Origin of the sequence: Rahnella contaminans, from assembly GCF_011065485.1 — a bacterium.
GTDB lineage: Bacteria > Pseudomonadota > Gammaproteobacteria > Enterobacterales > Enterobacteriaceae > Rahnella > Rahnella contaminans.
In genome coordinates, this window is record NZ_JAADJS010000006.1 from 69,304 (window position 1) to 92,525 (window position 23,222).

Below are 23,222 nucleotides of genomic sequence, written 5' to 3' on the forward strand. Positions count from 1 at the left end.
TTCTTCACATATCTATCCACAGAAAAAGTGAATAAAATCTCGGATGTTTTCCCAAATCTGTTTATAACTTTGGTTATAACTGTGAGTTATCCCATTTTTATTCATGCCGATCGGCGTTAACCAGTGGTTTACCGCCTGTTGGTAGTATGAAACAATCAGAACATCTATGATTTTAAGCTATTGAGGTAGTCCGGTGATCGATGATGATGGCTACCGCCCGAATGTTGGTATCGTAATCTGTGACAAGCAGGGTCAGGTGTTATGGGCCAGACGATACGGTCAGCACTCCTGGCAGTTTCCACAGGGGGGCATAAACCCCGGTGAAACCGCTGAGCAGGCCATGTACCGCGAGCTGTTTGAGGAAGTGGGGCTTGGCCGTAAAGATGTACGTATTCTGGCTTCGACCCGTAACTGGTTACGTTATAAATTGCCAAAACGTTTGGTGCGTTGGGACACAAAGCCGGTTTGTATCGGCCAAAAGCAAAAATGGTTCTTGCTGCAACTGATGTGCAACGATGCGGATATCAATATGCAGCGCAGCAGCACGCCTGAATTTGATGGCTGGCGTTGGGTAAGTTTCTGGTATCCGGTTCGTCAGGTCGTGTCATTCAAACGTGATGTCTACCGTCGTGTAATGAAGGAGTTTTCCACCACTATCATGCCGATGCAGGAAGTCTCTCTTCCAAAGACATCACCCGCTTATCGTCGTAAAAGAGGCTAAGTCACGAAGAAATGCTCACGCGTTTGCGAGAAATTGTTGAAAAGGTAGCAATGGCGTCCAGCCTGAATGATGCGCTGGACGTACTGGTCAACGAAACCTGCCTGGCGATGGACACTGAAGTGTGTTCCGTCTATCTCGCTGACAATGACCGCCGTTGTTACTATCTGATGGCGACGCGAGGTTTGAAAAAGCCTCGCGGGCGCACTATTACCCTGGCGTTTGATCAGGGCATCGTGGGTCTGGTCGGGCGTCTGGCTGAACCCATCAACCTTGCCGACGCGCAGAGCCACCCGAGTTTCAAATATATCCCTGCCGTCAAAGAAGATCTTTTCCGATCCTTCTTAGGCGTGCCGATCATTCACCGTCGTCAGCTGCTGGGCGTGCTGGTTATTCAGCAGCGCGAGCATCGCCAGTTTGATGAAAGTGAAGAGTCCTTTATGGTCACGCTGGCAACGCAGCTGGCGGCAATCCTTTCCCAGGCACAGCTTAATGTGCTTTACGGACGTTTCCGTCAGACCCGCGTGCGGGCACTGGCCGCATCGCCCGGTGTGGCGATTGGGATCGGCTGGCAGGACAGCTCGCAACCTTCGCTTGAGCATGTCTACATGGCGTCCACGCTGGACACCGTTCGTGAACGCGAGCGGCTGACCCGCGCACTGGAAGATGCCGGTGCAGAATTCCGCCGTTTCAGTAAACGCTTCACGGCCAGCGCGCAGAAAGAAAGCGCGGCGATTTTCGACCTCTATTCCCATTTACTCAATGATGCGCGCCTCAAGCGCGAGCTGTTTGCGCAGATTGATCAGGGCGCAGTGGCGGAATGGGCGGTCAAAAAGGTTGTTGAAGAATTTGCGGCTCAGTTTGCCAGCCTCCAGGATACCTATCTGCGTGAGCGCGGCAGCGATTTACGTGCACTCGGCCAGCGGCTGGTGTTTCATCTCGACGATACCATCCAGGGCAATACTCAGTGGCCGGAACGTTTCATTCTGGTCGCTGATGAACTGACCGCGACATTGCTGGCGGAAGTTCCGCAAGACCGGCTGGCGGGCGTCGTCGTCCGCGACGGTGCAGCGAATTCACATGCCGCAATTTTAGTCCGTGCGATGGGCGTCCCGACCATTATGGGCGCGGATATTCAGCCCGCGCTGCTGAGCCAGCGTCAGCTGATTGTTGATGGTTACCGTGGCGAATTGCTGATTGACCCGGAAGCCGTTCTGGTGACGGAATACAAACGTCTCATCAGCGAAGAAATGGAGCTGAGCCAGAAAGCCGAAGATGATGTTGAGCAACCGGCTGCGCTGAAGAGCGGCGAGCGGGTACAGGTTATGCTCAACGCCGGGCTTAGCGCTGACCACGAAAAGTTGTTTGGCAGCCGCGTCGACGGTGTCGGGTTATACCGCACGGAAATTCCGTTCATGCTGCAAAGCGGCTTCCCTTCGGAAGAAGAACAGGTCGCGCAGTATCAGGGCATGCTGCAATTATTCCCGCAAAAGTCGGTGACGCTGCGCACGCTGGATATCGGCTCTGACAAACAGCTGCCGTATATGCCGATCAGCGAAGAAAACCCGTGTCTGGGCTGGCGTGGTATTCGTATCACGCTCGATCAGCCCGAGATTTTCCTGATTCAGGTTCGCGCCATGCTGCGCGCCAACGCGGCGACCGGCAATCTTGGCATTTTACTGCCGATGGTCACCAGCCTCGAAGAGATTGATGAAGCGCGACGCCTGATTGATCGTGCCGGACGTGAAGTGGAAGAACAGTTGGGTTATGAGCTGCCGCCGACGCGTCTGGGTGTCATGATTGAAGTGCCTTCGATGATCTTCATGCTCCCGGCTCTGGCCGGAAGAGTGGAGTTTATCTCCGTGGGCACCAACGATTTAACGCAATATCTGCTGGCCGTCGATCGTAACAATACCCGGGTCGCCGGGCTTTACGACAGCCTGCATCCGGCGATGTTGCGTGTGCTTAAGCAGATTGTCACCAGCGCAGAAGCCGCCGGGCTGGATGTCAGTTTGTGCGGTGAAATGGCCGGTGACCCGATGGGCGCGCTGTTGCTGACCGGCATGGGGTTCCGCAATCTCAGCATGAACGGCCGCAGCGTGGCGCGTATAAAATATCTGCTCCGCCGTATTGAATTACACGATGCCGAAGAGCTGGCCAGCCGCGTTTTACAGGCGCATTTCACCACGGATGTCCGCCATATGACGGCAGCATTTATGGAGCGACGCGGGCTGGGCGGCCTGATCCGCGGCGGCAAATAAACACCCTTCGCGGTACGCTGTACCGCGTGACTTCTGCTGTGGCCGCATTCCGGCGAACGATGAGATGATTTTTTACAGAACTTTTCCAGCGGCTTAGCCCCGGAAAACCTCCCGGCTATGCTACTATTCGCTCCCTGCTGGCCCTTAACCGGGCGATAATGATAAACAATTTGTGGTGATAGATGAGCAACAGCTATCTGGCGTTTCCCCAGTTTGACCCGGTGATTTTCTCCATCGGGCCGGTATCTCTTCACTGGTACGGACTGATGTATCTGGTCGGTTTTGTCTTCGCAATGTGGCTGGCTGTACGCCGTGCCAACAAGCCAGGCAGCGGCTGGAAAAAAGAAGAAGTAGAGAATTTACTCTATGCCGGTTTCCTCGGTGTCTTCCTCGGTGGCCGTATCGGTTATGTCTTCTTCTACAACCTGCCACTGTTCCTCGATAATCCTCTTTATCTCTTCAAAGTGTGGGACGGCGGTATGTCCTTCCACGGCGGCCTGATTGGTGTGATCGTCGTGATGCTGATTTTCGCACGCCGTACCAAGCGTAATTTCTTCCAGGTTTCCGATTTCATTGCTCCGCTGATCCCGTTTGGCCTGGGTGCAGGACGTCTGGGCAACTTCATTAACGGCGAGCTTTGGGGTCGTGTGACCACCGATGTGCCTTGGGCGATGTTGTTCCCCGGCTCACGTCAGGAAGATATCGCGATTGCCGCCGCTGACCCGAAATGGCAGCCGCTGCTGAACCAGTACGGTGTACTGCCGCGCCATCCTTCGCAGCTGTATGAACTGCTGCTGGAAGGCATCGTATTGTTCATCATTCTGAACGTCTTTATTCGCAAATCACGCCCGATGGGTGCGGTATCAGGCTTATTCCTGATTGGCTACGGCTTATTCCGCATCATCGTCGAACATTTCCGCCAGCCGGATGCGCAACTGGGCCTGTTCGATGGGATCATCAGTATGGGGCAGGTTCTGTCCATCCCGATGGTGGTCATTGGCCTGATTATGATGGTCTGGGCATATCGCCGTCCGCAGCAATTGTCGTGAGGTAACATGAAACAGTATCTGGATTTAATGCAGAAAGTGCTCGATGAGGGCACCCCTAAAGCCGACCGTACCGGTACTGGCACGTTGTCGATTTTTGGTCATCAGATGCGTTTCAATTTGCAGGAAGGCTTTCCGCTGGTCACCACGAAAAAATGCCATCTGCGCTCCATCATTCATGAACTTCTGTGGTTCCTGAAAGGCGAAACCAATATCGCCTATCTGCGTGAAAACAACGTCAGCATCTGGGACGAGTGGGCAGATGAAAACGGCGACCTCGGCCCAGTGTACGGCAAACAGTGGCGTGCATGGGGTGCGGCTGATGGCACGCAAATTGACCAGTTGTCCAATGTGATTAAGCAACTGAAACAGGATCCTAATTCCCGCCGTATCATTGTTTCGGCCTGGAACGTGGGTGAGCTGGATCAGATGGCGCTGGCACCGTGCCACGCCTTCTTCCAGTTCTATGTGGCGGACGGAAAATTGTCCTGTCAGTTGTATCAGCGCTCATGCGATATCTTCCTCGGCCTGCCGTTCAATATCGCCAGCTATGCATTGCTGGTCCACATGATGGCGCAACAATGCGACCTCGCGGTGGGCGATTTTGTCTGGACCGGTGGTGATACTCACCTTTACAGCAACCACATGGAACAGACGCATTTGCAACTGAGCCGTGAGCCACGCGCGTTGCCTAAACTGATTATCAAGCGCAAACCAGCCTCCCTGTTTGATTACAACTTCGAAGATTTCGAGATTGAAGGGTACGATCCGCACCCGGCAATCAAAGCGCCCGTCGCTGTCTGATCCTTCGCTGTTTGCCGCCTGCCACTCTGGTCAGGCGGCCATTTCCGTTAACACCTTTCTCCCTGCTGCCGTACGTTTTACACCTTTTCCTGACAATTTCTGTTGTGATTTCTAATTTCATTTCATCCCTGCGAGGCATCGCACAACGATTTTGCTGCGTGCCCTTTATTGCACATATTGTTCCCGAGGCGTGCTGGAAAAATGCGTTTTGCCTGTAGCGGATAAAATTTAAATGCCTAACCTGACCCCATGAAAACAACGCAAAGGACGGGAGAACAGGGAATGTCGCTGATAGAAATGATGGTCGTGGTTGTCATCGTAGCGATGTGCGCGCTGTGGGGAATGCACAGCTGGCGCAGTTATCAGCAGGCGCTGAAGCTTGAGCAGCATGCTCAGCGGCTGCGCCTGTATCTTTATGGCGTTCAGACCGGTGCCAACAACTACAACCGTTCCGCGTTACTGTGGGTGATGAGTGGAAAGGGCGGTTGCGTGGGAACCGGGCAGCGCGCGGCAGATTGCAAGGCGGCTGGTAGTAAGGTGTTTACGGTTGATGATCCTGAAATTGAATTGCTCGATTTTTCTGACAACGCGACCGGTTTTTACGGATTGCGAAATTCGGCTATGCCGGGACATCTCACACTGAAAAATGCGGCAGGCAGCCTGCGGATTGTCCTTTCTGCTCGGGGAAGATTGCGGATATGCAGTGAAAATCAGCCGTTACTTGGGATAGCGTCATGCCAGTAATCCCGCGCAATAACTTCGGGTTCACGCTGCCGGAAGTGATGATGGCGATGGGATTGGGAAGCATGCTGATGCTCAGTGCCGCGCAAATTTACCCGATGATGCGCCAGAGAAGCCAGAGCCTTGGCCGACATTATCAGCTGGATCAGCTTCTGCGTCAGACGGCATTTACGATGGAGAAAGATCTCCGACGAGCTGGTTTTTGTAATGGCATTTGTGAAGGAAAGCCCGTCATTATCGGCAATGCTGACGGAGAAGCGGCGGGCTCCTGCGTCATTGCCATTTACGACATGAACCGCAACGGAAAATGGGAAAACCCCGGCACCGCTGAATCTGAATATTTTGGCTATCGCCTGCGTAAAGGAGGCATTGAAATCCAGCGCGGAGCCTCCGGTTGCAGCGGTTCCGGCTGGGAAAAATTACTCGATCCTGCCGAAGTCAGCGTGACAAGGTTTAACATCACAGAACAAACCAGTAGTTCTGGCGGCCATTTGTTTACTTTACAACTCGAGGCCCGGTGGAGCCGAAATCCTTTTATCCATCAGCAGGTCGGCGCGCTGGTTGCGGGGCATAACTTGTGAAGGCTGTTGTGAATTTTACCGGTGCGGAACGCCAGCACGGCAGCGCCCTTATATTGAGCGTTATGGTGATGATGGGGCTGGGGCTTATTGCCCTTAACTCATTACAGCAGCAACTTTCGGCTGGCCTGGCGCTGACTTCCAGCCAGCACCGGTTCGTTATTGCCTGGGAAAATGCTTCAACGGTGCTGGCCTGGGGAGTTCAGCAAACCTGGAAGGCTTCTACCGGTTCAGACTGGCAATGCCAGGATGTGGCCGCAGGTTTGCTGATTTCAGGAAAAGGCCGGGTCTGTGTGCGCCCGTCACTGCGCCCGGATCTATTTCTGCTGCGCGGGGAAGGGCAAATGGCCGAAGGCGGTGAGCCTGTCATGCAATTTCAGCAAGCCAGTGGAAAAAACAAGGCTGACGGCACTCTGGTTTTTATCCCTCTGAAACAAGGCTGGCTGGATTTCTGCCCTGAAACTAATGAGCTGATTTGTAATGGTTAATGCATCCGGAAAAGAAGATATCTCACAGCAGGGTTTTAGCTTGCCGGAAGCATTGATAGCCGCACTGTTGCTGTCGGTGTCTGTTTTAGGGCTGCTGAATTATTACCAGTCACTGACCTATGGTTTTATGCGTCAGTGGCAGGTGCAACAGGCGTGGTCAGAGGCTCATTCGCAGCTGGAAGCTTATGCGGCAACCGGGCAGAGCCACGAAACTGTCATGAAAGGCTGGGAATATCAACTGTCAGGGATTTCTTTCGGGCAATCATGCCAGCGGGTCAATATTGTTATCCGGTCACCTGCAAAATATCAGGCAATTTTGCAGCGTCTGATCTGCAAATAGGATGGCTAAATGGCAGCAGAACGGGTTCAGAATAAGTCGGGAAAATACCCTCAAGCCGCTTGCAATGACGGGCTAACAGCTTAGAGTGGTTTAACAGGGTGATTTTCCCCTGGAGGAAACGTCCGGTTCGGGAACAAAATGTGACGGAGCTCCTGACTGCTCATCCCGGTTCGATTTTTTTGACAACTATCCTGCGTCTGCGGGGTCTGAACAGTCCTGATAGCAGAAAACAGCAGGTTGAGATCCATCAGTTGTTGAACTGTTTATTTTTAGTGCCCGCGGGCATATTTACTCGATTGAGGGAGAGTGGCAATGTTGAAACAGGTTACCCGAATATCCGGGTTACTGTTGTTATTGACCTTTTGGGCCCCTGGAGTCGCAAGCGCCGCCAACTGGCAGCCTTATGCACAAGCTATTAATAAAAGTCAGAACGACCCCCGTCTGTATCAGGCGATCAAGCTTGATAATGATATGACGGTATTGCTGGTTTCTGACCCTCAGGCGCCCAAGTCACTTGCTGCGCTGGCTATTCCCGTGGGTTCGCTGGAAGACCCTGATTCCCAGCTTGGCCTTGCCCATTACACCGAACACATGCTTCTGATGGGATCGAAAAAGTATCCTCAGCCTGAAAGCCTCTCCGAGTTCCTTAAAAAACATGGCGGCAGCCATAACGGCAGCACCGCTTCTTACCGTACGGCCTTTTATCTGGAAGTTGAAAATGATGCTTTGCCTGAAGCCGTGGATCGCCTTTCGGACGCCATCGGTGAGCCATTGCTGGACCCGGCTAACGGTGACCGTGAGCGTAATGCGGTAAATGCCGAACTGACCATGGCGCGTTCGCGTGACGGGATGCGTATGGCGCAGGTTCGGGCCGAAACGTTAAACCCTGAACACCCGGCGGCCCGTTATTCCGGTGGTAATCTCGATACGTTAAAAGATAAACCGGGCAGCAAACTTCACGATCAGCTCACCGCGTTCTATCACCGCTATTATTCTGCCAATCTGCTGGTAGGAGTTATCTACAGCAATAAACCGTTGCCGGAGCTGGCAGATTTGGCTGCCAATACTTTCGGAAAGATCACTAACCATCATGCCGTTGTGCCGCCGATTACCGTACCGACGGTGACGACAGAGCAAAAAGGTGAATTCATCCATTTTGTTCCCGCGCAGCCACGCAAAGAATTGCGTATTGAATTTGCCATCGACAATAACAGCGCAGATTTTCGCAGTAAAACAGATACCTATATCAGCTATCTGATTGGTAACCGCAGCCCGAATACGCTGTCAGACTGGTTGCAGAAACAAGGTTATGCAGACGGGATCAGCGCCGGAGCAGACCCGATGGTTAACCGGAATATGGGGGTATTTAATATCTCTGTTTCCCTGACGGATAAAGGTCTTGCCCGGCGCGACACAGTGATCGCCGCGATTTTCAGTTATCTTAACGAAATGCGGACACAGGGTATTAAGAAGTCTTATTTCGACGAAATTGCTCACGTCATGGCGCTTGATTTCCGGTATCCCGCGTTAACCCGAGATATGGACTATGTGGAGTGGCTGGTGGATACCATGCTCCGTGTTCCGGTTGAACATGTGCTCGATTCGCCGTATCTGACCGATCAGTACGATCCCAAAGCAATCGCATCACGTCTGGATGAAATGACGCCGCAAAATGCGCGCTACTGGATCATCAGCCCGAATGAGCCGCACAACAAAATGGCTTACTTTATGGAGGCACCTTACGAAGTCGATAAAGTGCCGCCGCAAACTTTTGAAAAATGGAAAACGCTGGCGCAGGGCATCACGTTGTCGCTGCCAGCGCTGAATCCCTATATTCCCGATTCTCTGGCGCTGGTGACGAAAGACTCGACGGCGGCCAAACCTGAGTTGCTGGTGGAAGATAAAGGGCTGCGTGTCTTCTATATGCCGAGCAGGTACTTCGCCGATGAACCGAAAGCCAATGTCACGGTGTCTTTCCGTAATGAAGAGGCACTGAGTTCGGCAAAAAATCAGGTGTTGTACGGCCTGACGGATTATCTGACCGGTGTCGCGTTTGATCAGCTGAGCTATCAGGCGTCCATCGGCGGCATTACGTTCGGGACGTCTCCGGATAATGGCCTGCAATTTACCGCCACCGGCTTTACTGAATGTCTGCCTGATTTGCTGGCGGCATTAGTGGATAACTATCCGAACTTTAAGCCGACGCAGGAACAGCTGGATCAGGCGAAATCCTGGTATCTGGAACGCCTATCTTCAGCCGATAAAGGCAAAGCTTTCGAACTGGCGTTACAGCCGATCCAACTGCTTTCCCGTGTGCCGTATACCGAACGCGCCGAGCGTGAAAAGTTAGTCGCGCAGATTACGCTTGATGACGTGAATAATTACCGTGAACAGCTGATTCACCACGCCGCCGTCGAAGTGATGGTGGTGGGGAATATGACCGCCGATCAGGTCAGGGCGATGTCACAGCAGATTATGCAAAAGCTGGGCGCGCACGGGAACGAATGGTGGCGCGGAAAGCAGGCTGAAGTGTCTGAGCCGATGAAAGCCAATATCCAGCGTACTGGTACCAGCACGGATTCTGCACTGGCGGCGGTGTATGTGCCACGCGGTTATGACGAAGTTCAGAGTATGGGCTACAGTGCGCTGCTGGGTCAGATTATTCAGCCGTGGTTCTACAGCCAGCTGCGTACGCAGGAACAGCTGGGATACGCGGTATTTGCCTTCCCGATCCCGGTGGGTAAACAATGGGGTATCGGCTTCCTGCTGCAAAGTAACAGCAAACAACCTGACTATCTCTATCAGCGCTATCTGGCATTTTATCCGCAGGCTGAAAAGCGTTTGCGGGAAATGAAAGATGATGAATTCCTGCAATATAAGCAGGGACTGGTGAATGAGATGCAGCAACGTCCGCAAACGCTGGATGAAGAAGCCGATCGTCTGGGCAATGACTTCAGCCGTGGAAATGCTCAGTTTGATACCCGGGCTAATGTGATCCGTGTGATTGCCGGATTGACGCAGACTCAGCTGGCTGACTATTTCCATCAGGCTGTAATTGCGCAAGATGGTCTGGCGATGCTGTCTCAGGTTTCCGGCAACGACAGTAAAACGCCGCAGTATGCTGCGCCGGAAGGCTTCAAAACCTGGCCGGATACGTCAACCTTGCAGCAGGCTCTGAAATCGCAGACCAGCAAATAGAACTTCCAGACTTCAGTAAAAGCAAAAGGACGCGAAAGCGTCCTTTTTTATGCTCAGAATAATGGGTTCTGATTTTCAGAGATCTGAAATCAGGATCTTAGACCTGCGCTGGTAGTTGTACATTTCCTGTTTCTGAATCGGCAGGACGTCAACTTCCGCAGGTTTGAAACCACGCTCCTGGAACCAGTGAATACTGCGGGTCGTCAGAACAAATAACCGGTTCAGACCCATTTGCTTGGCCTGGCTGGCGACGCGTTGCAGCAGCATTTCACCGCGTGAAGAACTGCGGTAATCGGGATGAACCGCCACGCAGGCCATTTCGCCAATTCCTTCATCGTGGAACGGGTACAGTGCGGCGCAGGCAATGGTCAGGTTATCGCGTTCGATAATGGTGAATTTATCAATTTCCATTTCGAGCTGCTCGCGTGAGCGGCGAACCAGAATGCCTTGTTGCTCAAGCGGGCGGATCAGCTCAAGAATACCGCCGATATCGTTAATGGTGGCGCGGCGAACCTGCTCGGCGCTTTCCATAACAATTTGCGTACCAATACCGTCGCGCGAGAAGAGTTCCTGAACCAGCGCGCCGTCTTCCTGATAACTGATCAGGTGGCTGCGACGAACGCCGCTGCGGCAGGCTTTCACTGCGCCACGCAGGAACCGGACGGTGCCGGAAAGATAATCTCCACCCGATTCCATCAGGTCGATACGTTCCTGCGCTTCGTTAGGGAACAACTCAGAGATAATATTCCCTTCATCGTTGATGACGCCCTGAGAAGAACAGAAGCCGATCATTTTCTCGGCTTTCAGTTTGATTGCCAGCTGTGTCGCGACTTCTTCTGATGTCAGATTGAAGCTTTCGCCCGTGACGGAAACCGCTACCGGGCCGAGCAGCACAATAGCGTTACTGTCGAGCTGGCGATGAATCGCTTCTTCATCAATACGGCGGATACGGCCACTGTGGCAGTAATCGATACCGTCATCGACGCCCAGCGGCTGAGCAATGATAAAGTTCCCGCTGACCACGTTGATATGCGCGCCCTGCAGTGGCGTATTATTCAGACTCATGGAAAGCCGCGCGGTGATATCAAGCTGCAACAAACCCGCTGCCTGCTTCACCAGTTCGAGGGCCCGGGCGTCGGTCACGCGGATGTTTTTGTGATAAATCGGCTCGTAATTGTGCTCAGAAAGGTTCTCATCAATCTGCGGGCGTGCACCATAAACCACCACCAGACGAATGCCTAAACTGTGTAACAGCCCGATATCATTGACAATATTGCTAAAATTCTCATGTTCTATGGCTTCCCCACCGAGCATGACCACGAACGTTTTGCCACGGTGCGCATTAATATAGGGAACTGTGTGGCGAAATCCCTGAACCAGTTCTGTACTACGTTCCTTCACGGCAAAACCTCGTATGAATTTTTATTCGTAATTTTTGTATTTTTATTCTTTTGTCGGCGTGTGGCAAGTAAGAAATCGTTGTTTTTGTTTTAACACCCATTACAAACCTACAACAAATTGATTAATCGAATAAATGTTTAGGAATGACATGCAGGATACGATTCGTTAGAATCCATAAACTGAGTTTTTTATCAGCAATTTCTTACTTTTAGATACTTTTGAGACTGCATGACTGACGATAACCACAATCCCGGACGACGACGACTTCTTCAAACTGTAGCGGCTTCCTGGATGCTGAGTGTGAGCAAAGTGGGGTTCGCTGCCAGCTCACAGGTTATTGCAGTACGCATCTGGCCTTCTTCCACGTACACCCGCATTACGCTCGAATCCAGTACACCACTAAAATATAAGCAATTTCTGCTGAGCGACCCGCCGCGTGTGGTCGTCGATATTGAAGGTGTTCACCTCAACAGCGTTCTGAAAGGGCTGGGAGAAAAGGTCCAGCAAAGTGACCCTTATATCCGCCAGGCGCGGGTGGGGCAGTTTGATACCAAAACGGTGCGCATGGTGCTTGAACTCAAGCGGGCCATCAATCCTCATGTGTTTACTCTCAGGCCGGTCGCCGAATTCCACAACCGTCTGGTCGTCGATTTGTATCCGGAAGACGGTGCCGTGAGTGCGGAAGATGATCCGCTGCTGGCATTACTGGAAGATTACAATCGCGGCGATGTGGCGAGAACGCTGCCGCCTGAAACGGCCAAAGACGGTCAGGCCGGCCGAAGCAGGCCGCTGGTCATTATGCTGGATCCGGGGCACGGTGGTGAAGATCCGGGTGCGATTGGTAAATACAAAACGCGTGAAAAGGATGTGGTTTTGCAAATCGCACGCCGTCTGCAAAAACTGATTACGCGTGAACCTAATATGAAAGCGCATATGACCCGCAATGAAGATGTCTTTATTCCGCTGAAGGTCAGGGTGGCGAAAGCGCGAAAATTGCGGGCAGATCTGTTTATTTCTATTCATGCCGATGCGTTTACAAACCGCGCTGCAAAAGGCTCGTCCGTTTTTGCCTTATCGACCAAAGGCGCCACCAGTTCTGCTGCACGTTTTCTGGCGCAAACCCAGAATGAATCTGACCTGATTGGCGGCGTCAGCAAAAGCGGCGATCGTTATCTGGATCATACGATGTTCGATCTGGTTCAGACGGCAACCATCGGCGACAGCCTAAAATTTGGCAAAGAAGTGCTGACGCGCATGGGGAAGATTAATCATCTGCACAAAAATAAAGTCGATCAGGCAGGTTTTGCCGTGCTGAAAGCGCCGGACATTCCGTCCATTCTGGTGGAGACGGCTTTCATCAGTAATATCAACGAAGAGAAAAAATTGAGGACTGCCCATTTTCAGCAGCAGGTCGCGGAATCGATTATGGCAGGAATTAAGGTTTGGTTTTCAGAAGGCGGGGCGGCAAGGGCGAAATAAGCAGGGGAATGGTGGAAAATATGAAGCCATTCCGGGCTGTACCCGAAATTTGGATACAAAAAAACACCCCTTAAGGTGCTGGTTGTTTAATGTAATTCATTGTTTAAGTAGTTGGTTGCGGGGGCCGGATTTGAACCGACGACCTTCGGGTTATGAGCCCGACGAGCTACCAGGCTGCTCCACCCCGCGTCCGTCACTACTTGGTACTGCTTTGCATCATCACAGAATCCGAACTGAACATCATTGTACATCAGTTCCGAATTGGTTGCGGGGGCCGGATTTGAACCGACGACCTTCGGGTTATGAGCCCGACGAGCTACCAGGCTGCTCCACCCCGCGTCCGTGATACTGCTTTATTGCATCGAACAATTCAACTGAGCATTTCATACATCGAAATCGAATTGGTTGCGGGGGCCGGATTTGAACCGACGACCTTCGGGTTATGAGCCCGACGAGCTACCAGGCTGCTCCACCCCGCGTCCGATGGAGGCGAACTATACTCCCCATGAGATTTCGTGCAACCCTTTTTTGAATTTATTCAAATAAAGCACCAAGTTGCTGGGTTTTTGTTCACAAAATCGTCGTTTGGGGGGCAATTTGGCTCAGTACACTTTTTTATACTGTGGCAATTCCTTTCTGATATTCCGTTTGTTATCGTTTCGCCAGTCATTTCCCTGAAAGTAAGAGAGCGCGGCAACAATGAAAGGACGTTGGAGTAAGTATCTGCTGAGTGGTCTGTTGATTGCAGTGTTGGCGGGCTGTTCCTCGCGGCCGACTGATCGGGGCCAGCAGTATAAGGATGGCCGTCTGGACAACGCGCTGGAATACGTGAATGAGCCGAACGCCACAGGAAAACCGGTCAACGCGCTGGATTATTCAAATCAGGTTGCTGCTGTACAAATCGCGTCTTCCTCTTTATATGGGAGAAATAACACGACGTTTCAGGCCGTGGAGCAATGGCTGCGCTCCGGGGCTGACACCCGTAACCTGAGCCAGTACGGCCTCAGCGCCTATCAGATGGAAGGTGCCGATAACTTTGGCAACGTGCAGCTGACCGGCTATTACACGCCCGTTGTGCAGGCGCGCTATACCCGTCAGGGCGAATTCCAGTATCCGCTATACCGGATGCCGCCAAAACGCGGTCGCCTGCCGGATCGCGCCTCTATTTACTCCGGTGCGCTAAGTGACAATTACGTGGTCGCCTGGACCAATTCCCTGATGGATAACTTCATGATGGAAGTGCAGGGCAGCGGTTATGTGGATTACGGCGACGGGCGTCCTTATATGTTCTTTGGTTATGCGGGCAAAAATGGTCACGCCTACCGCAGCATCGGCAAGGTACTTATCGACCGTGGCGAAGTGGCGCGCGAAAATATGTCGATGCAGGCCATTCGCCAGTGGGCTGACACTCACTCTGCGGCTGAGGTGCGTGAACTACTGGAACAAAACCCGTCATTTGTCTTCTTTAAACCTGAACCTTTCGCGCCGGTTCGCGGTGCCAGCGGTGTTCCGCTGATTGCCAAAGCCTCGGTGGCTTCCGACCGTTCGCTTATTCCGGCAGGCACCACGCTGCTGGCAGAAGTGCCTGAACTGAATGATAAAGGTAAGTTTACCGGTAAATATCATATGCGTCTGATGGTTGCGCTGGACGTCGGTGGCGCCATCAAAGGACAACATTTCGATATGTATCAGGGAATTGGTACAGATGCCGGGCATGCAGCAGGATTTTATAATCACTACGGGCGCGTCTGGGTGTTAAAATCAGCGCAGAACGGCAAACCGCTGTTCACCGCTTATTCACAATCAAATTAAGTTTTCAGACGCACTGAGGTTTTTCGTTCATGACAGCAACATACTCCGACGCTTATCAGCAACGCTTTGGCGGTACCGCTCGCCTTTATGGTCAGCAGGCGCTGGAGCTTTTCTCGCAGGCGCACGTCTGTGTGATCGGTATTGGCGGCGTCGGTTCCTGGGCGGCGGAAGCGCTGGCGAGAACCGGCATTGGCGCTATCACGCTGATTGATATGGATGATGTGTGCGTCACGAATACCAACCGGCAGATTCATGCATTACGGGAAAACGTCGGGCAGGCGAAGACTGAGATTATGGCGCAGCGTATTCTGGCCATTAATCCGGAGTGCAATGTGACCTGCATCGACGATTTCATTACACCCGACAATGTTGCTGAAATGCTCGACAGAGGTTTCAGCTACGTCATTGATGCTATCGACAGCGTGCGTCCGAAAGCGGCTTTGCTGGCGTACTGTCGCCGCTTTAAAATCCCTGTCGTCACAACGGGCGGTGCCGGTGGGCAGATTGATCCGACGCAAATCGCCGTCGTCGATCTGGCAAAAACCATTCAGGATCCGCTGGCGGCGAAACTGCGCGAACGCCTGAAAAATGATTTTAATGTCATGAAAAACAGCAAAGGGAAGCTGGGCATTGATTGTGTATTTTCGAGCGAGCCGCTGATGTACCCGCAGGCGGATGGGTCGGTATGTACGTCACGCGCGACGGCGGAAGGGCCGAAACGTATGGATTGTGCTTCCGGATTTGGTGCGGCGACCATGGTTACCGCCACATTTGGTTTTGTCGCGGTTTCCCATGTCCTTAAAAAGATGATGGCGAAAGCTCAGCGTCAGGCTCAGGCGGCCTGACGGGCGAGGGCGGTTACGCCTTCTGCCAGCGCATTCAGCCCGCTGGAACGGCTGGTGCTCAGTTGTTCGCGCAAACCTAATACGTCAAACAGCGCCAGCGGATCCCGCTTCAGGATTTCCGCTGGCGTTTTGCCTTCGACGGCCGTCAGTAATACGGCCAGCAACCCTTTCACGATCCGTCCTTCGCTGTCGCCATAGAAATGCATTGTTCCGTTTTCTGCCTTTTTGGCACCCAGCCAGACGCGGTTTTCGCAGCCTGATAATTCATTTTCAGGTGTTTTGAGCGAAACATCGAGCGGCGGCAGGGATTTCGCGAGCAGGATTAACTGGCGGTAGCGATCTTCCCACTGACGGAATGAAGCAAATTTTTCCGTCAGGGACGTTTCAGTGATTTCATGCCCGAAAGGGTGTGGGGCTAACATAGCTTTCCTCGGTGTAAATTAATCTGCTAACAGCGTCAGGGCGTATTTTACCGCCGCGACCAGCCGCGACACGTCGTTTTCGTTATTATACGGTGCAAATGAGGCACGCAATGTTCCGCTGATGCCCATCGCCTCCATTAACGGCTGCGCGCAATGCTGTCCTGCGCGAAGTGCGATCCCCTGTTCGGCCAGCAGTGTCACCAGATCGCTGTGGTGCACACCGGCGATATCAAAAGATAAAATCGATGAGTTTTGCGAACGGAAGCTGCGGAAACCTGCAAGTTCTGCAAGCTGTTGCTCTGCGAGCGTCGTGAGGTGCTGTGCATAAATTTCGGCGGCTGGCATATCGACAGTTTCCAGCCATTTCAGCGCCGCTGACAGGCCGATAACGCCTGCAATATTCGGCGTGCCAGCTTCGAAACGATGCGGAACGGTCTGAGGCGTAAAACCGGTCATCGATGCCTGTGTCAGCATTTTTCCGCCACCTTGCCACGGCTGCATATTTTCCAGCAGCGCCGTTTTGCCATAGAGCACGCCAATGCCTGTCGGGCCGTAGAGTTTGTGGCCGGAGAAAGCATAGAAATCAATGTCCAGAGCCTGCATGTCAGCCGGACAATGCACTGCGCCCTGCGCACCATCAATAAAGATCGGCGTTCCGTTGGCATGGGCAAGTTCGACAGCGCGTGCCAGATCCGGCACCCCTCCGGTGACATTCGACATCTGCCCCAATGCCAGCAGGCGGCTTTTGGAATTCAGAATGGTCGGAAGAGCGGAGATATCCGGCAAACCCTGCTCATCAACAGGCAGCGTGACGACGCGCGCCTGGCATTGTTGCGCCACAATCAGCCACGGGATCAGGTTTGCATGATGCTCCGCCTGGCTGACAATAATCTCATCGCCCGGTTGTAATTGCGGGCGCAGCCAGCCTTGCGAAACCAGATTGACGGACTCCGTCGTGCCGCGCGTCCAGACAATATCTTCTGAGCGGGGCGCATTAATCCACTGTGCAACCCGTGTTCTGGCCTGCTCATATTCTTCTGTCAGCATTTGCGCTGCGCGGTGCTGGCTACGGTGAACCGTCGCGCCTTCCTGAGTATAAAAATTCAGGGTTGCGTCAATTACCGCCTGAGGCCGGAGCGCCGTCGCAGCGCTGTCGAGATAGCATTGCCCTTGTGACAGCGCGGGAAATTGTTGACGAAAATCAGCAGGTTTAAAGTCTTTCATACGAAATCAGATCCTTCGGCCTGAATGAAAAAGTACAGATTTATCTGTTACACAAGCCACTTATTCATTTTAGGAATGGTTACCTGGAAATTTATCAGAGGTTTGTTATGCTGAATTACGATGACTAGAAGCATTAGCCTGGGGTTTTCCCAGGATTTTAAAGCATTTTAATCTGCAAGGAGTCTATGATGAAGAAGATCGCCGCCGTAATTTCAGCCGCACTGCTGACAACAACACTTGCCGCCTGTTCAAGCAATTATGTGATGCACACCAACGATGGCCGGACCATTGTTGCTGAAGGCAAACCAAGCACCGACAGTGATACCGGTATGATCAGTTATACCGATGCGTATGGCAACAAGCAGCAGATCAATAAATCTGAAGTCAAAGAAATGGCAGAAGGGAACTGATCCCTCCGGTGAGAACCTGACGGGCACTCACTCAGATGCTTTATGGCAAAACCGGCCCCTCTTGCGACGTGGCCGGTTTTGTCACATTATGCGCAGCACAAAACGTGGCCTGCGGTGAAATTTGGGCAAAAAAAAGCACCGCAAATTGCGGTGCTGAAAAATCACTTTGGACAGACAGGGTAATGTACAGGAAGTGAAAAGTTTGTAGCATTCAAGCTACGTGTCCGGATTGCCAGACAATTGCAAACACAACATCACAACCACAAGCCAAAAGTATTTCAGCATCCTCATACCAATCTACTTTTCGTTCCGGCTCAGGAAGTGGCGCCACTATAGGTTTTTGCCTGTACATCCTCAACGGACAAATTATAATGTCTCGGATTAAAAAAACTAATATCAAAACCCACGGACAGGCGCTCCGCTTACCGGCGAATAAGAAGTATCCATTCTATGTCAAAACGTTTACCGCCTCTTAATTCTCTGCGGGTGTTTGATGCCGCAGCGCGCCACCTTAGTTTTACTAAAGCGGCTGAGGAATTGTTCGTCACACAGGCCGCCGTTAGCCACCAGATTAAGTCACTTGAGGACTTTTTAGGGCTAAAACTGTTTCGCCGGCGCAACCGGTCATTGTTACTGACCGAAGAAGGGCAGAGTTATTATCTGGATATCAAAGAAATATTCTCGGCCCTGAATGAGGCCACACGCAAACTTCAGGCGCGCAGCGCGAAAGGCGCGCTGACCGTCAGTTTGCCGCCAAGCTTTGCGATTCAATGGCTGGTGCCGAGATTGTCTGGCTTTAACTCAGCTTATCCGGGCATTGATGTGCGTATCCAGGCTGTGGACCGCGAAGAGGACAAATTATCCGATGACGTGGACGTGGCGATTTTCCACGGGCGCGGCAACTGGCCGGGTCTGCGGGCAGAACGTTTATATGCCGAATATTTACTCCCGGTTTGTTCTCCGTCTTTGCTGATGAGCGATAATCCGCTGAAAGAACCGGCAGATTTGAGTCATCACACGTTATTGCACGATGCCTCGCGCCGTGACTGGCTGGCCTACACCAAACAGCTGGGATTGCAGCAGGTAAATGTTCAGCAGGGGCCAATTTTCAGCCACAGTGCGATGGTCGTTCAGGCGGCGGTTCACGGGCAGGGAATTGCGCTGGTGAATAATGTGATGGCGCAGACGGAAATTGAGGCCGGACGTCTCGTGTGTCCGTTCAGTGAAGTTTTAATCAGTAAAAATGCTTTTTATCTGGTTTGTCATGACAGTCAGGCAGAACTGGGTAAAATAGCCGCCTTTCGTCAGTGGATCCTCGCCCGCGCTGCCAGCGAGCAGGAAAAACTGCGTTTTCGTTTCGATCAGGCGTGATGCCTGAGTCTGGGGAAGGTTTTCCTGAACAGGCTGACAAAGCTGATAATTCGCGGCTTTATCAGCAAACAACGATAACAGGTAACGCATAATGACCAGTCGTTCAATGTTGATCTTTGCCGCGATCAGCGGTTTTGTTTATGTCGCTTTTGGCGCATTCGGCGCACACGTCCTGAGCCAGTCGCTCGGCGAGGCGGAAATGGCATGGATCCATACCGGCTTAACGTATCAAAGTATTCACACGCTGGCGGTGATGATTTTAGGTGTTGCGATGCAGCGCCAGCGTAATGTGTGGTTCTACTGGAGCAGCGCCTTTTTAGCGCTGGGAACCGTTTTATTCAGCGGCAGCCTTTATTGCCTGGCGCTGTCTCATCTCCGGTTATTCGTTTTTGTAACTCCGATTGGCGGTACCTTATTTCTGGTCGGTTGGATTTTGTTGTTGATCGGCGCACTGCGCCTGAAGAAAAAGGCCGAACGCCATGAATAAAGTTGCTCTCTACTGCCGTCAGGGTTTTGAAAAAGAATGCGCAGCAGAAATTACCGACAAAGCCGCGAAGATGGAAATCTTCGGTTTTGCCCGCGTAAAAGAAAACAGCGGTTATGTGCTGTTTGAATGTTATCAGCCGGATGACGCTGACCGTATTGCAAAAAATCTGCCTTTCCGCGAGCTGATTTTTGCCCGTCAGCTGATTGTCGTTGGCGAACTCCTGAAAGATTTACCGCCGGAGGATCGCGTTTCGCCGATCGTCGGTATGGTGCAGAACGTCATTACCAACGGTGGCGAACTGCGCGTTGAAGTGCCTGACACCAACGAAAGCAAAGAGCTGACCAAGTTCTGCCGTAAGCTGACTGTTCCGCTGCGTTCTGCGATGCGCGAGTGCCGCGTGTTGGGTAAGAAAGAAAATGCCCTGCGCCCGGTCGTTCACGTGTTCTTTATCGCGCCAGGTTGCTGCTATGTAGGCTATTCCTACAGCAATAACAATTCCCCGTTCTACATGGGTATTCCGCGCCTGAAGTTCCCGTCCGAAGCGCCGAGCCGTTCAACGCTGAAACTGGAAGAAGCGTTTCACGTGTTTATTCCGGCCGACGAGTGGGATGAGCGTCTGGCGAGCGGGATGTATGCGGTCGATCTGGGCGCGTGCCCGGGCGGCTGGACGTATCAGCTGACCCAGCGCAGCATGATGGTGACGGCGATTGATAACGGCCCTATGGCACCGAGCCTGATGGAAACCGGTCAGGTCATCCACTTACGTGAAGATGGTTTCCGCTACAAATCCACCAGTACCAAAAACTACTGGCTGGTTTGCGATATGGTAGAAAAACCGGCGAAAGTAGCCGCGCTGATGTGCGACTGGCTGGTGAACGGCTGGTGTCGCGAGGCGATTTTCAACCTGAAGTTGCCGATGAAGAAGCGTTATGAGGAAGTGTCTAACATTCTTGAACGCATTGATGAGCGCCTGAAGGAAAACGGCGTGAACGCGGAGATCTTTGCCAAGCAGCTTTATCATGACCGCGAAGAAGTGACCGTGCACATCCGCCGTTTCTGGTCGGCAATTGGTGGGCGTCGCGACGAGCGGGACCGCTGATACTTTCGAACATTCAGTCTGTTAATGAGGCGCTTCTCTTCGGAGAGCGCCTTTTTTAATGCAAAATTCAGGGTAAGCGCAGTTGCTGTAAATTGCCATCCAGCGCGATATCGGTTTGCAGCGTGGAAACCCGTTTACAGGCATAAGCCAGCTCGCGGTGTTCTTCCAGCTTTTTGCGCCATTTCTCCGGAACACCTTCCAGATTTTGGTAAAGCTCGTCCAGCGAACCGGTCTGCGTCAGCAATGTCACCGCTGTTTTCGGCCCAATTCCCGGCACACCCGGAATTTTACTGCTGCTGATCCCCGCCAGCCCCCAGTAATCGGTAAGCTGCTGCGGTAAAACGCCAAAGGTTTCGCGCACGAAAGGCATGTCCAGCCAGCGTTTCTGGAAGTAATCGCGGATTTGTACGTTCGGCGCCAGCAACTGGCAGTAACCTTTGTCCGTTGACACAATCGTGACCTGATGCCCGCCGGAAGAGACTTTTGCCGCCAGTGTGGCCGCCAGATCGTCCGCCTCATTTCCGGCGGAATGCCAGCAGGTGATGCCCATCGCGGTAAAACCCGCTTTCAGTTCCGGCATCTCCGCAAACAGGTTGTCCGGCATCGGGGAACGTCCGGCTTTGTAATCCGGCAGACACTGATGACGCCAGCTGTCGGCGCGATCGTCTTCATCGAAAACCGCAACGGCATGCGTCGCCTGTGTGTGCTGAACGAGTTGTCTGGCGGCATTTTGGCAGGTGAGAAGACAAGGAGAACCCTGGACTGCGTGAATGCGGCGGATCAGGTTGAGGGCATCAATAATCAGCAGGTGTATTGCCATAAGCAAGTCATCAAAATCCATAAAATCAGAGCGACTTACGTCGCTCCGGGAACTGTTTCAGAAATGCAGCCTGAATGGTGTCAGGCGCAAATTTCATAACAAGGAATGTACGCGCTGCCCGGCAATTTCATGCGGTGCTGTGCGACAAAGCCTTGCAACAGGCTGTCCATTTTTTTCATCAATGCCGGGTCGCCATGCAGCTTGAAACGCCCGTGCTTTTCGATAGCGTGAATACCGAATTCTTTCACGTTACCGGCCACAATCCCGGAGAAGGCGCGACGCAGTGCGGCGGCCAGTTCCTGTGGTGGCTGGTTCGGATACAGATTCAGGTTCGCCATGTTTTCGTGATTTGGCTCAAACGGATGTTGCAGGTCCGGCGCAATACGAATTGACCAGTTGAAGCTGTAAGCATCCCCACTGTTTCGGCGGTTTTCTTTCACCAGCGGCATGGCGCGTTTCATCTGACGCGCGACTTCGGTCGGATCGTCAACGATGATGGTGTAGAACTTAGCGGCTTCTTCGCCCAGCGTGTCTTTGATAAAGGCATCCAGAACGAGGAAGTAATCCGCGCTTTCTTTTGGCCCGGTCAGGATCAGTGGCAGAACCTGATCGCTGTTTTCCGGATCCATCAAAATACCCAGCAGATACAACAGTTCTTCCGCCGTGCCTACGCCGCCCGGGAAGATAATGATCCCATGAGCGATACGCACGAAAGCTTCCAGCCGTTTTTCGATATCCGGCATAATGATCAGTTCATTGACCAGCGGATTCGGTGGCTCAGCCGCGATGATAGAAGGCTCGGTCATCCCGATAAAACGACCGGCTTTATAACGCTGCTGCGCGTGGCCGACAGCCGCACCTTTCATCGGTGCTTCCATCGCACCCGGACCACAGCCGGTACAAATGTTCAGTTCACGCAAGCCCAGCTGGCTACCGACGTTGCGGGCATACTGGTATTCGTTTTCATTAATTGAATGACCGCCCCAGCACACCACCATGTTCGGATCTTCATCCAGATGGAGCGCGCGGGCGTTGCGTAAAATAGAGAACACCATATTGGTGAGATGGGCTGAATTCCCGCTGTTGAAATTCTCAAAGCGCGAATTGCTGGAAATCTGGGCATTCACGAACAGGATGTCGCGCAGGACGGCGAACAGGTTAGCCTGCAATGAACGGATTATCCGGCCATCGACGAAGGCATCTTCCGGTGGATTCACCAGTTCAAGTTTCACGCCGCGCTCTCTGCGCAGCACGTTGATATCAAAACTTTCGAAACGTTCGAGGAGTTCTTTACTGCTGTCAGTCTGACTGCCGCTGTTGAGAACGGCCAGTGAACAGTTGCGGAAAAGACGGTATAAGTCGCTGCTCGCGGTTCGCTTGAGCATGTCGACTTCCAACTGCGACAACAAATCCATTGAGCCCAACGGGCTGATATGTGTAATCAAAGTTGCTCCTTGACACCAAATGGTGCTGTGAATGTTTCTGCTGAGTCCCGCTACGCATGATTTTTCGGATCACGTTTTTTGCGTCGCATCGCGGAAGACAAACAAAAACACTAGCCTGATAGCAAAGAGAACGCCGGATACGCTGTCCCCGGAATCTCTCTCTGAATTAACAGTAACCTTGTCATCAGGCTTTTACCAATGCTGACAGAGCGTTAGCTCAGTTCTTGAGCAAT

General features: G+C 52.5%; 21 protein-coding genes and 3 tRNA genes. 16 read left to right on the plus strand and 8 right to left on the minus strand.

Annotation, left to right across the window (positions count from 1 at the left end; genetic code table 11):
* Window positions 1-193: 193 nt before the first annotated feature.
* The 9 genes from rppH (at window position 194) to ptrA (ending at window position 10,174) form a co-directional block, all read left to right on the plus strand.
* A complete protein-coding gene (gene rppH, locus GW579_RS21445) occupies window positions 194-721 on the plus strand; it encodes an RNA pyrophosphohydrolase (protein ID WP_101079247.1) in 528 nt (175 codons plus the stop codon).
* Between the two features lie 11 nt (window positions 722-732).
* Window positions 733-2,979 carry a phosphoenolpyruvate--protein phosphotransferase gene (ptsP, locus tag GW579_RS21450; protein ID WP_152325433.1) on the plus strand — a complete coding sequence of 749 codons (2,247 nt, stop codon included), beginning with the start codon at window positions 733-735 and terminating at the stop codon, window positions 2,977-2,979.
* Window positions 2,980-3,161: 182 nt separating this feature from the next.
* Entirely contained in the window at window positions 3,162-4,028 is an 867-nt protein-coding gene (gene lgt, locus GW579_RS21455; RefSeq protein ID WP_165061743.1) for a prolipoprotein diacylglyceryl transferase, read from the plus strand.
* Between the two features lie 6 nt (window positions 4,029-4,034).
* Window positions 4,035-4,829 carry a thymidylate synthase gene (thyA, locus tag GW579_RS21460; protein ID WP_152325435.1) on the plus strand — a complete coding sequence of 265 codons (795 nt, stop codon included), beginning with the start codon at window positions 4,035-4,037 and terminating at the stop codon, window positions 4,827-4,829.
* 249 nt (window positions 4,830-5,078) lie between these two features.
* Complete coding sequence (locus GW579_RS21465; RefSeq protein WP_268959665.1) at window positions 5,079-5,573, plus strand: prepilin peptidase-dependent protein; 495 nt, start codon at window positions 5,079-5,081, stop codon at window positions 5,571-5,573.
* Window positions 5,564-6,151: a prepilin peptidase-dependent protein gene (locus tag GW579_RS21470; RefSeq protein ID WP_165061749.1), complete on the plus strand. Its 588-nt coding sequence runs from the start codon at window positions 5,564-5,566 to the stop codon at window positions 6,149-6,151. The genes GW579_RS21465 and GW579_RS21470 overlap by 10 nt, the downstream gene beginning before the upstream one ends.
* Window positions 6,148-6,636, plus strand: coding sequence for a YgdB family protein (locus GW579_RS21475; protein ID WP_338105872.1), 489 nt, complete (start codon window positions 6,148-6,150; stop codon window positions 6,634-6,636). Before GW579_RS21470 ends, GW579_RS21475 begins: the two co-directional genes overlap by 4 nt.
* Window positions 6,629-6,976: a prepilin-type N-terminal cleavage/methylation domain-containing protein gene (locus GW579_RS21480; RefSeq protein ID WP_165061752.1), complete on the plus strand. Its 348-nt coding sequence runs from the start codon at window positions 6,629-6,631 to the stop codon at window positions 6,974-6,976. Before GW579_RS21475 ends, GW579_RS21480 begins: the two co-directional genes overlap by 8 nt.
* A gap of 312 nt (window positions 6,977-7,288) precedes the next feature.
* On the plus strand, window positions 7,289-10,174 hold the full coding sequence (gene ptrA / locus GW579_RS21485; RefSeq protein ID WP_165061755.1) for a pitrilysin: 2,886 nt from the start codon (window positions 7,289-7,291) through the stop codon (window positions 10,172-10,174).
* 75 nt (window positions 10,175-10,249) lie between these two features.
* On the opposite strand, the gene argA is transcribed toward ptrA, so the two are convergent.
* The gene (argA, locus tag GW579_RS21490) at window positions 10,250-11,575 is read right to left on the minus strand and encodes an amino-acid N-acetyltransferase (RefSeq protein ID WP_152325440.1); all 1,326 of its coding nucleotides are present in this window, start codon (window positions 11,573-11,575) and stop codon (window positions 10,250-10,252) included.
* A 228-nt stretch (window positions 11,576-11,803) separates the two neighbouring features.
* Here argA and amiC point away from each other — a divergent pair, with 228 nt between their 5' ends.
* Window positions 11,804-13,054 carry an N-acetylmuramoyl-L-alanine amidase AmiC gene (amiC, locus tag GW579_RS21495; protein ID WP_152325441.1) on the plus strand — a complete coding sequence of 417 codons (1,251 nt, stop codon included), beginning with the start codon at window positions 11,804-11,806 and terminating at the stop codon, window positions 13,052-13,054.
* 112 nt (window positions 13,055-13,166) lie between these two features.
* Here amiC and GW579_RS21500 read toward each other — a convergent pair.
* From GW579_RS21500 to GW579_RS21510, 3 genes are all read right to left on the minus strand, one after another.
* A tRNA-Met gene (locus tag GW579_RS21500) sits at window positions 13,167-13,243 on the minus strand.
* Window positions 13,244-13,316: 73 nt separating this feature from the next.
* Window positions 13,317-13,393 (minus strand) — tRNA-Met (locus GW579_RS21505).
* A 63-nt stretch (window positions 13,394-13,456) separates the two neighbouring features.
* Window positions 13,457-13,533 (minus strand) — tRNA-Met (locus GW579_RS21510).
* Window positions 13,534-13,753: 220 nt separating this feature from the next.
* On the opposite strand from GW579_RS21510, the gene mltA reads away from it, so the two are divergent.
* Together mltA and tcdA are read left to right on the plus strand one after the other, a co-directional pair.
* The gene (gene mltA / locus GW579_RS21515; protein WP_165061757.1) at window positions 13,754-14,866 is read left to right on the plus strand and encodes a murein transglycosylase A; all 1,113 of its coding nucleotides are present in this window, start codon (window positions 13,754-13,756) and stop codon (window positions 14,864-14,866) included.
* Between the two features lie 29 nt (window positions 14,867-14,895).
* Window positions 14,896-15,711, plus strand: coding sequence for a tRNA cyclic N6-threonylcarbamoyladenosine(37) synthase TcdA (tcdA, locus tag GW579_RS21520; protein ID WP_152326507.1), 816 nt, complete (start codon window positions 14,896-14,898; stop codon window positions 15,709-15,711).
* On the opposite strand, the gene csdE is transcribed toward tcdA, so the two are convergent.
* Window positions 15,699-16,133 carry a cysteine desulfurase sulfur acceptor subunit CsdE gene (gene csdE, locus GW579_RS21525; RefSeq protein ID WP_152326508.1) on the minus strand — a complete coding sequence of 145 codons (435 nt, stop codon included), beginning with the start codon at window positions 16,131-16,133 and terminating at the stop codon, window positions 15,699-15,701. The two genes, tcdA and csdE, sit on opposite strands and share 13 nt — an antisense overlap.
* Window positions 16,134-16,151: 18 nt before the next feature.
* A complete protein-coding gene (csdA, locus tag GW579_RS21530; RefSeq protein ID WP_165061759.1) occupies window positions 16,152-17,357 on the minus strand; it encodes a cysteine desulfurase CsdA in 1,206 nt (401 codons plus the stop codon).
* 188 nt (window positions 17,358-17,545) lie between these two features.
* Here csdA and GW579_RS21535 point away from each other — a divergent pair, with 188 nt between their 5' ends.
* From GW579_RS21535 to rlmM, 4 genes are all read left to right on the plus strand, one after another.
* A complete protein-coding gene (locus GW579_RS21535) occupies window positions 17,546-17,767 on the plus strand; it encodes a YgdI/YgdR family lipoprotein (protein WP_104924609.1) in 222 nt (73 codons plus the stop codon).
* Window positions 17,768-18,217: 450 nt separating this feature from the next.
* Window positions 18,218-19,138, plus strand: a complete 921-nt coding sequence (locus tag GW579_RS21540; RefSeq protein WP_152326510.1) for a transcriptional regulator GcvA — start codon at window positions 18,218-18,220, stop codon at window positions 19,136-19,138.
* 91 nt (window positions 19,139-19,229) lie between these two features.
* The gene (locus GW579_RS21545; protein WP_152326511.1) at window positions 19,230-19,625 is read left to right on the plus strand and encodes a DUF423 domain-containing protein; all 396 of its coding nucleotides are present in this window, start codon (window positions 19,230-19,232) and stop codon (window positions 19,623-19,625) included.
* Entirely contained in the window at window positions 19,618-20,724 is a 1,107-nt protein-coding gene (gene rlmM, locus GW579_RS21550; RefSeq protein ID WP_101079232.1) for a 23S rRNA (cytidine(2498)-2'-O)-methyltransferase RlmM, read from the plus strand. Before GW579_RS21545 ends, rlmM begins: the two co-directional genes overlap by 8 nt.
* Before the next feature lie 67 nt (window positions 20,725-20,791).
* Here the strand turns inward: rlmM and xni are convergent, their stop codons facing one another.
* Window positions 20,792-21,544: a flap endonuclease Xni gene (gene xni, locus GW579_RS21555; protein WP_165061761.1), complete on the minus strand. Its 753-nt coding sequence runs from the start codon at window positions 21,542-21,544 to the stop codon at window positions 20,792-20,794.
* An 80-nt stretch (window positions 21,545-21,624) separates the two neighbouring features.
* Window positions 21,625-22,989 (minus strand): nucleotide 5'-monophosphate nucleosidase PpnN, encoded by a 1,365-nt coding sequence (ppnN, locus tag GW579_RS21560; RefSeq protein ID WP_152326513.1) that lies wholly within the window; start codon window positions 22,987-22,989, stop codon window positions 21,625-21,627.
* Between the last annotated feature and the right edge of the window lie 233 nt (window positions 22,990-23,222).

Bases quoted from the DNA above. Each gene is read 5' to 3' on its own strand.
- GW579_RS21470 (WP_165061749.1), top strand. From the start codon at position 5,564: ATGCCAGTAATCCCGCGCAATAACTTCGGGTTCACGCTGCCGGAAGTG.
- GW579_RS21540 (WP_152326510.1), top strand. From the start codon at position 18,218: ATGTCAAAACGTTTACCGCCTCTTAATTCTCTGCGGGTGTTTGATGCC.
- xni (WP_165061761.1), bottom strand. From the start codon at position 21,544: ATGGCAATACACCTGCTGATTATTGATGCCCTCAACCTGATCCGCCGC.
- lgt (WP_165061743.1), top strand. From the start codon at position 3,162: ATGAGCAACAGCTATCTGGCGTTTCCCCAGTTTGACCCGGTGATTTTC.
- tcdA (WP_152326507.1), top strand. From the start codon at position 14,896: ATGACAGCAACATACTCCGACGCTTATCAGCAACGCTTTGGCGGTACC.
- csdA (WP_165061759.1), bottom strand. From the start codon at position 17,357: ATGAAAGACTTTAAACCTGCTGATTTTCGTCAACAATTTCCCGCGCTG.
- GW579_RS21465 (WP_268959665.1), top strand. From the start codon at position 5,079: ATGAAAACAACGCAAAGGACGGGAGAACAGGGAATGTCGCTGATAGAA.
- GW579_RS21535 (WP_104924609.1), top strand. From the start codon at position 17,546: ATGAAGAAGATCGCCGCCGTAATTTCAGCCGCACTGCTGACAACAACA.
- amiC (WP_152325441.1), top strand. From the start codon at position 11,804: ATGACTGACGATAACCACAATCCCGGACGACGACGACTTCTTCAAACT.
- GW579_RS21545 (WP_152326511.1), top strand. From the start codon at position 19,230: ATGACCAGTCGTTCAATGTTGATCTTTGCCGCGATCAGCGGTTTTGTT.
- GW579_RS21480 (WP_165061752.1), top strand. From the start codon at position 6,629: ATGGTTAATGCATCCGGAAAAGAAGATATCTCACAGCAGGGTTTTAGC.
- ptsP (WP_152325433.1), top strand. From the start codon at position 733: ATGCTCACGCGTTTGCGAGAAATTGTTGAAAAGGTAGCAATGGCGTCC.
- mltA (WP_165061757.1), top strand. From the start codon at position 13,754: ATGAAAGGACGTTGGAGTAAGTATCTGCTGAGTGGTCTGTTGATTGCA.
- thyA (WP_152325435.1), top strand. From the start codon at position 4,035: ATGAAACAGTATCTGGATTTAATGCAGAAAGTGCTCGATGAGGGCACC.
- csdE (WP_152326508.1), bottom strand. From the start codon at position 16,133: ATGTTAGCCCCACACCCTTTCGGGCATGAAATCACTGAAACGTCCCTG.
- ptrA (WP_165061755.1), top strand. From the start codon at position 7,289: ATGTTGAAACAGGTTACCCGAATATCCGGGTTACTGTTGTTATTGACC.
- rlmM (WP_101079232.1), top strand. From the start codon at position 19,618: ATGAATAAAGTTGCTCTCTACTGCCGTCAGGGTTTTGAAAAAGAATGC.